We start from the raw sequence: 3589 nt of genomic DNA on the forward strand, positions 1-3589 counted from the left end.
TCGCCGGCCTCGTCTCCGACCGCACCGCCACCGGCTGACAACAGGCCACGACCAGGCCAAACACGCCTCACCTGCTATCACGCACCAGCTCGTAACTGATCGTTTCAGAATGAGTTTGGTTCAGGGACTTGGCGGTTGGGCTGGTGGGCGGCAGAGTTCTGCAGGTGTCGGATGATCTTGTGCCTGATGATCTGTGGGAACGTGTCGCCCCACTGCTCCCTCCTCGCCCGCCGCGGCGTCGGCGCTATCCGGGTCGGTTGCCGGCGGATGACCGTGCGGCTCTGCGCGGGATTGTCTACGTCTTGCGCACGGGTGTGACCTGGGCGGATGTGCCGACCGAGACAATCGGCTGTAGTGGGGTGACGTGCTGGCGGCGCCTGCGAGACTGGACCGATGCCGGGTCTGGCCCCGCCTGCACGAGATTCTTCTCGCCGAACTCCGCCAGGCGGGACTGCTCGAGATGGACGACGCCGCGATCGACGGTTCGCATGTCCGGGCCCTGAAAGGGGGGCTCACACCGGACCTTCGCCGGTCGACCGCGGCCGCCGGGGCAGCAAGCACCATCTGATCACCGACCGCCACGGGACACCCCTTGCAGTGTCCCTGACCAGTGGAAACCGCCACGACGTCACCCAGCTCGTACCCCTGCTGGACGCGATACCCCGCATCCGTGGCCGGGTAGGCCGGCCCCGCCACCGACCCCGGCGGCTGTTCGCCGACCCGGGCTACGACTACGACAAGTACCGGCGGCTCCTGCGCGCTCGTGGCATCACGCCGAAGATCGCCCGCAAAGGCACCGCCCACGGATCCGGCCTGGGCAAGACCAGGTGGGTCGTCGAGCGCACCTTCGCCTGGCTCCACCAGTTCACACGCCTGCGCACTCGCTACGAGATACGAGCCGACCTCCACCTCGGACTGCTCCAACTCGCCTGCAGCATCATTTGCTTACGACGACTCCGAACCTCATTCTGAAATGGTCAGTAAGTCAGCGGGCTCTGAATCGATCTACTGCACGTTTTCAACCCGTCCTCGCACGGAAGCAATATTATTAATAGTCACCGCTGCCTGTCCATCGATCTCAACATCGTTGGCTGCGGCGATGACACCTGGATCGTTTGAGTACAGGTGAAAACCTGTTTTCCACTGGTATACACCTTCAGAGTAAGCGGTTACACTTATAGGGGCGTTAGGAAGGTAGCCTTTCTGAAGAAGAGAAGTGTCCAGAGACTCCTGCGGCACATCGATCCCTTTGATTTTCAGGATCCCAATAGACTGGAATCCGGGGGCTCCAGCAGGGGGCTGCATCAAAGGCGGCAGATTATCCAGTTGACTTTGTATTGCCGGATAGTGAACCCATTGCACATTCACGTTTGGATACTTATTGTCTATGTTGTTTCCGATCTTTGCGAAATGATCGTCACCGAAGAGAATCACCACAGGCCGTTCTCGTTGTGCTACCGGGAGTCCCTGCGTGTAAGCGATCAGCTCATTCACGATGTCAGCATCCCTTTGGGGGTCTCCGGGAGAGCGAACCGATTCCTCCTTCACGACGTTAGCGTACTCCTGATCACCGCTGTACATGCCTCGCTCTACCACTACGGTAACCCTGTTGTCGCCGAATAGCTGCTGTATCACAAGTTCTCTTCGGTGTGTGTCAAAGTTCGCGGAGTGATCTTCCCCAACGAACAGTATCAACCTTGCAGGACCGGCACCTGCAAAGGCTTCGTTCGCCACATTCGCTGCATCATTAATTAGATTCCAGGAAGTCTGCCGCGATAGCTGTACAGTGATTGGCATGATTGTCCCTTCAATCGCATAGAGCGCTTCCAACGGCATCCAGTTCAGGTATCCGAGTGGGCTTTAAGTGCATGGCGGGATGGGGATACTCCGAGCCTCCGCTGTACAGGTGGGGACCCGCGAGAGAGCGCGCACGCGACTGTCGGTCGCGAGCGCCGCGCTCACCCACTTAAGTGGGCAAGTTCCAAGAAGAAGACGTGCGGCGCAGGAGCAGGGCATGAGAAGGAAGCAGGCCGGCTGGCTCCAACCGTGTCGTGACAGTGAGTCTCCTTACGCCCCGATAGCCGCACATCCTCGGCTAGGCTGGCCCTCCGTGCCGCCCAAGCATGCTGGGCTCGCTAGCTTCTTTGCACAGCCGCGGCCAACGCCCCTTACCCTGTGCATTCTTAAGTCCTGAGGCGCGACTGCGCTCCAGCGGCTGCATTGTGAATCGAGCTGCAACAGTCTCTATTTGACTGTGACCCATCTCCGTGCCATGCCATCCTCTTGCTGTTGTGCTGCTGCAGCAGCAGCAGTGACATGGGCAAGTTTGATCGCGCGAGCACATACCACAAAGGCACGCTGTGAGGGCAGTCACCGCGGGACCGGAGGAACGTCCACAATATGCTGATCAGCACGACGGATTTCTCACACGCCTGCAACACGCTACAGCTAGGCCCGCCGGTGCCCACTAGAACACACAAGGCGCGGTAACGACATGCGGGGAGGGCAAATGCCCATCACGACCGTCCACTGGCCTTTTACTCTACAGCTCACCCTATTGATAACTTGTTGGATGACAGCAACCACGATCGGGCTTGCTGTTTTCAGTCGGGCTAAAAAGGCAATGAATGGACCAAGTGACGAAGCGATAAATACCACACTTGGGCTGTATGGAGCCATCTATGGAGTGCTACTTGCGTTTGTGATTGTTACAGCATGGGGGATACATGAGAGGGCTGAAGAGAATGTCAGTAATGAGTCCGCCGCCTTGTCAGCAGTGATCCATGACAGTGCGGGGCTGCCTCCTACGCTGCGTGGCAAAATCAACGACAATGTCAAACGGTATCTTCACTATACTGTTGACCGAGAATGGGAACGAATGCGTAGCGCTCATGAACCGTCAGCCTATAGTGAACCACTTGAGGAAATGATTGCAGACGTGTACAAGTATCATCCGGATGATCCAGTCGGTGTCGTGACATATCAGCGGGTTCTTGACGATTTAAGTAACGTTCTATTGAACCGGAGGATGAGGATAACAGATAGTACCGAGAGAGTCCCAGATATGTTGAGTGGGCTACTTTGGGGCGGTGCAGCATGCATCATGTTACTTACATTTTGCTATCGCGAGAAACGAAAAGCAGATCAATACCTTATATCCTACGGATTAGGAATTTTGCTGGCTTCCAGTTTATTGATTGTAGGTGACTTGAGCTTCCCATTCTCGGGTGCGATATCTGTTCCCTCGTACGTATTTAGGCAGGGCGTGTTGCGCCAGTTTTGGTAGGGGGAACGGGCAAGATCGCGCACGCTGTGGCCCAGGCTGTTGCGGCAGAGCCGACGGATACCGTTACTCAGCCTTGAATGGCTAGAGGTTGTCCCGTATGAGGTGTGAGTTATCCAGTGAGAGCCAGGTTGTGCAGCCGGGCGATGCCGAGCATGGCCTGGTGGACTCCGTCGCCCTTGAGCCGGCAGTCCCGCAGGATCTTCCAGTCTTTCAACCGCGACAGGGCGTGTTCCACGCGCGCTCGTGCCCGGCGATGGACGGCGTTCTCTGCCTCCTGCGACGGGCTGAGGCGGCTCTGGCCTC

Annotated in this window: 3 protein-coding genes and 1 pseudogene; 2 read left to right on the forward strand and 2 right to left on the reverse strand. The window is 57.7% G+C overall.

Features of this window, described 5'->3' with window-relative positions:
* The first annotated feature begins 164 nt into the window (after window positions 1-164).
* Window positions 165-972 (forward strand): annotated as a pseudogene (locus tag ACZ6CZ_RS37835) (IS5 family transposase).
* Between the two features lie 33 nt (window positions 973-1005).
* Here the strand turns inward: ACZ6CZ_RS37835 and ACZ6CZ_RS37840 are convergent.
* Window positions 1006-1836 carry a hypothetical protein gene (locus ACZ6CZ_RS37840; RefSeq protein WP_469030631.1) on the reverse strand — a complete coding sequence of 277 codons (831 nt, stop codon included), beginning with the start codon at window positions 1834-1836 and terminating at the stop codon, window positions 1006-1008.
* A gap of 736 nt (window positions 1837-2572) precedes the next feature.
* On the opposite strand from ACZ6CZ_RS37840, the gene ACZ6CZ_RS37845 reads away from it, so the two are divergent.
* A complete protein-coding gene (locus tag ACZ6CZ_RS37845) occupies window positions 2573-3286 on the forward strand; it encodes a bestrophin-like domain (RefSeq protein ID WP_469030633.1) in 714 nt (237 codons plus the stop codon).
* A gap of 109 nt (window positions 3287-3395) precedes the next feature.
* On the opposite strand, the gene ACZ6CZ_RS37850 is transcribed toward ACZ6CZ_RS37845, so the two are convergent.
* Window positions 3396-3589, reverse strand: a 194-nt coding sequence (locus ACZ6CZ_RS37850) for a transposase (protein WP_469030636.1), incomplete at its 5' end; no start/stop codon positions are given.

It is taken from the genome of Streptomyces sp. NPDC041135, assembly GCF_055592085.1.